Here is a 3,937-nt window from a genome sequence, read left to right as displayed (position 1 = left end):
CAGGTTGTGTTGGCGAATCTGCAGGAATTCTACCCGCCAGGAGAGCCTGGATCTGAATTCACGCACCTTGCAGAAATCTTCATGAATGAATATCTTCCTTCATCGAGCATGCCGGACGCCTGTATGCAGGTCATCGAAGAAGCGGGGCGTTTTGAAGAAAGGATATTGTTCTACCTGGGAAATTACCACCACGGGCTTCAAAATGGGGATTATCAGCTTGAGGATGTTTGCCCGTATTGATCACTAAAGATGATGCGCGCCGCATTGGATTTGCTTCGTCAGGCCAGTTTGTAGGTTGGGTCGCGGGAGCCGAAACCCATCATCTTACTCTTCCAATACACTGGCTGCGGGTGTTCATCCGCAACCGATTGAGCAGACATTGATCTGCCCGGAGCGAACGCGGGGATAAACATCCGGCGCCAGCCGTTTTACAACCTTCTTCCTGAGCGGAACGAGATGCACAGCATTGCGTGAAGTCGAAGGACGCCCGCGTCCCGCCTGCGTGACGGCCGCGTCACGCCCAGATAATCCCACCGTTCGTACAATAGATAGAAGCAATCCATGAGAAGGGAGGAAGCGAACTTCCCTTCGGTGAGGGCGTGCATGTTATCCGAACCCGCGCTCGTCTGCCGGGACTGCGGCCTCTCCCACACGCTGGCGCAGGGCGCCGGCCGGGGGATGCGCTGCGGCCGCTGCGGCGGCGAACTCGTCGCGGTCGACGTAAGCTGGATCAGCGCAGAAGCAGACACGGATCAGATTCCGATTCCCTCCGATTTCTCGTCCAACCCACCCTGCGCCGCCGAACTGCTCCTGCCGGCGCACAACGAGGTGGACGAGGAGGCGGTGGGGCAATTTCTGAGTTCGCTGCCGCTTCCGTTGGCGCTGGAAATGTACGCCGCGGGGGACCGCCGGGTGATGCTCGTCCGGGGCCGGCGGAGAGACCTGCGCTACCTGGCGGGGAAGATCCAGACGCTGTGGCCCAGCGCCGTGCTGCGCCCGCTCGAGAGCGATCCGGTCGAAGAACGCAGCGAAACGCTGGCGAGCGCCGTGCGCTGTGACTTCGCCTTTCAATTGAAGGAAGCCTGCTACCTGCCGATCCGTACGTGGAAAACGTTCCTGCAGGGCGATCCGGTGCACTCACTTCTGGCGGCCATGCTGGGGCTCGAGCCCCACGAGCGCATCTGGCTTCAGGTTTTTCTGGCGCGCAAGGGAGAACCGGCCTGGCTGCCCACGATTCAGCGCCGGCTCAAACTCGAGTTTCAACGCGGCTACGGCGTCGACGAAGGCGGCACGCTCGCCTCCCGTACGCCCGCTTTCGGCCAATCGCCGCTGCCGCAAAACGTCGCCTGGGCAAACGGGACCGCCCACCTGCTCGTCATCCTGTTCGCCTTCGTCATGGCGCTGCTCGCCGTCCAGGGGAAATGGTTTTCCTTCAGCCTCTTTTCCATTTCCGGCATTTCCCTCGGCGGGCTGCTGTGGCGCTTTCTGGGCCGGCCGGACGATCCGTGGCACGGTGCAGACCTTTCGCTCGTGCGGCAGAAAGTCGTCTATCAAGATACGTTCTACCAGGCGGTGGTGCGGGCCAGCGTCTGGGCGAAGTCTCCCGGCGAGGCGCGCCTCCTCGCCGGGAGACTCGGGGATGCAGTGGCACAGTACGCCGTGGCGGGCGGGAATCGTTTCGCGATCGCGCCGGATCCGTTCGCGGGACAGGGCGCGTGGCCGGAGGCGTCCGGTGTACCTGACGGGGTGTGGACGTGGCTCGGCCCGGACGAAATTGCCGGACTCTGGCATCCGCCGATCGTCAACGAGCGGCTCTCCCCGGGATTGGTTCCTGTGCGCGGCGTGGAGATGCGCTCGCCCGACCCGGAGGACGTGCGGGGTTTCTACAAGATCGGGTCCTACTTCACGGCGGATGGGGCCAAGAAAGCGGTCCACATTTCTGCCACGGCGTTGAAGCACAACATTTTCTGCATCGGCAAACCGGATGCGGGGAAATCGACGTTGATGCTGCATCTTTCCCGGGCGGCAATGGCGGATCGGGACCGGCCGGCTTTGATCCTCATCGATCCGCACGGCGATCTGGTCGACGAATTTCTGGGCACGCTCGATCCTGCGGATGCGGATCGAATTCGGATTTTCGACATCACCGACAAGGACTACGCCTATACGCTGAATCCGCTCGACGTGCATCGAGCGGGATGGGGGGTGATCGAGGTCACGAATTCGATCGTCGACATCGGTCAGGCGTTGTGGACGAGGTACTGGGGCCCGAGAATGCAGATTCCGCTCAAGCGCGGGGTCCAACTGCTCACGGCCGCCAACGAGCTTCGTCCCAAAGATGCATGCCTGGGGCTTTCCCAACTGGCGGCCGTGCTGAATGCGGATGCGGGCGTGCGGAGAAGATTCATCGCCCGGGAATTGGACGGCAGCCCCCACAGACAAACACTGGCGAAATATTTCCTGCACGACTACGAGGAACTCACGCGTAATTTTCGGGAACAGGTGATTCAACCCGTCCTGTCGAAAGCGCATCGTTTTGAAGAAGAGCCGATGCTGCCGATATTCAGTTGCCCCGAGTCGAAATTGAACGTCGGCGAGATCGTGCGGGATCGCAACGTCCTGGTGATCAATACCGGCAAAAACAAGTATGGATCTGAAGTGAGTGACTTCGTGGGTTCATTGATGATCAACATCGTGCTCATGGAATTGATCCGGCAGGGAGAAAAAAATTTCCGCAGCCGTGTGCCCGTTTTGATCGTGATCGACGAATTTCAGACCTTCACGGGGGTTAGCTGGGAGGATCTCATCCAGCAGATGCGTAAATATGGCGGCCGCATGATCCTGGGAACGCAGTCCATGGCCAGCCTGCGAAAACAGGATCCTGAAATACCGGAAATCATCCTCAGCGGTGTATATTCCCTTTTTGCTTTCACGATGAACGGGGACGATGCTGCCTACATATCGAAAAATGAACTCAGTGGTGAGAAGGGTGGTCCCAGTGCGGATACGCTTATCAGCCTCGAACCGCACAAGGCGTACGTGCGCCTCGAACGACTGGCCGGAGGACTCGGCCGTCCCTTCTATTTTGAGAGTGAACCTCCTCCTGAGTTCGATCGACACCTTGCCGACCGCATCTACAAATTGCGCGCCAACTACAGCCTCCTTTATGAAGCTGCCTTGCGAAATTCACTTGATATGCATTCGATTTTTAGCGGAGACGGACGGACGATCAGTAGGATAGGGACTCATACGCCTAGATCTCATCGCTTACTGCACCCAGCCCGATCGCGGGTGTCCAGTACTATGTCGCCCGAAAAAGAGTCCTGCGTGATCCGAGACGGTCTACGGGATGTGGAGCTTCCCCGGCATTTTTGTGCGGACAGAGAGGAGATTCCACGAAAATCCGGACTCTTGTGCGTGAGTGGTGAAATTGCGGCCGAGGAGTGGCGGGATTTCCTTTCGGGGTTTGAGGAGTCATTGAAGGACGCCGGCGAAGAAGGGGAGGAGGCGAATTTTCGTCGATAAAGCAGGATGGATCGGCTGAGGCCAATCGAACCCATACGGCAGTCAAATGAGGTCGTGTAGGTTGATCAACCTGAAATGCACGGCGTTGTGATAGCACCTGGGATGAATGCCAGGAAAACGACACGTAATCTGGGTCGGTGCCTTTATCGGGGAGGATTCGAACACCAGGTGGGACGATTGTAGAATTGCGAACAGGGGGATGTGATAGGGACTGGGTGAGATACAGGAAGGTATGAACGTCGATGACGCTGATCATCTACCCAAGCAAGAAGTCGATGAGTGTGACGAAGTTGTTGACGGGATTGTGCGCAGTTTGGAGGCGGGAAAAGAGGATGTCCAGGCGGAAGCAATTTCTTACTTTCAGTCCTTATCGGATGAAGAGCCGGATGTTCCCGGCCTCGAAGTGCCGGAG

The 3,937-nt window shown here is 58.5% G+C and carries 3 protein-coding genes; all 3 read left to right on the top strand.

Going from position 1 to position 3,937, the window contains the following annotated elements; all coding sequences use genetic code 11:
- Window positions 1-240, top strand: a 240-nt coding sequence (locus P8Z34_17060) for a hypothetical protein (protein MEJ2552383.1), incomplete at its 5' end; no start/stop codon positions are given.
- A 363-nt stretch (window positions 241-603) separates the two neighbouring features.
- Window positions 604-3,525 (top strand): type IV secretion system DNA-binding domain-containing protein, encoded by a 2,922-nt coding sequence (locus tag P8Z34_17055; protein ID MEJ2552382.1) that lies wholly within the window; start codon window positions 604-606, stop codon window positions 3,523-3,525.
- Window positions 3,526-3,757: 232 nt separating this feature from the next.
- A partial coding sequence (locus P8Z34_17050) for a hypothetical protein (GenBank protein MEJ2552381.1) occupies window positions 3,758-3,937 on the top strand: 180 nt, incomplete at its 3' end.

Source organism: Anaerolineales bacterium (assembly GCA_037382465.1).
Taxonomy (GTDB): domain Bacteria; phylum Chloroflexota; class Anaerolineae; order Anaerolineales; family E44-bin32; genus WVZH01.
The sequence above is the reverse complement of the archived record's forward strand: the minus strand, read 5'-3'. Positions and strand labels throughout refer to the sequence as shown.

Coding starts and splice junctions, on each gene's coding strand:
- P8Z34_17055 (MEJ2552382.1), top strand. CDS start 604: ATGTTATCCGAACCCGCGCTCGTCTGCCGGGACTGCGGCCTCTCCCAC.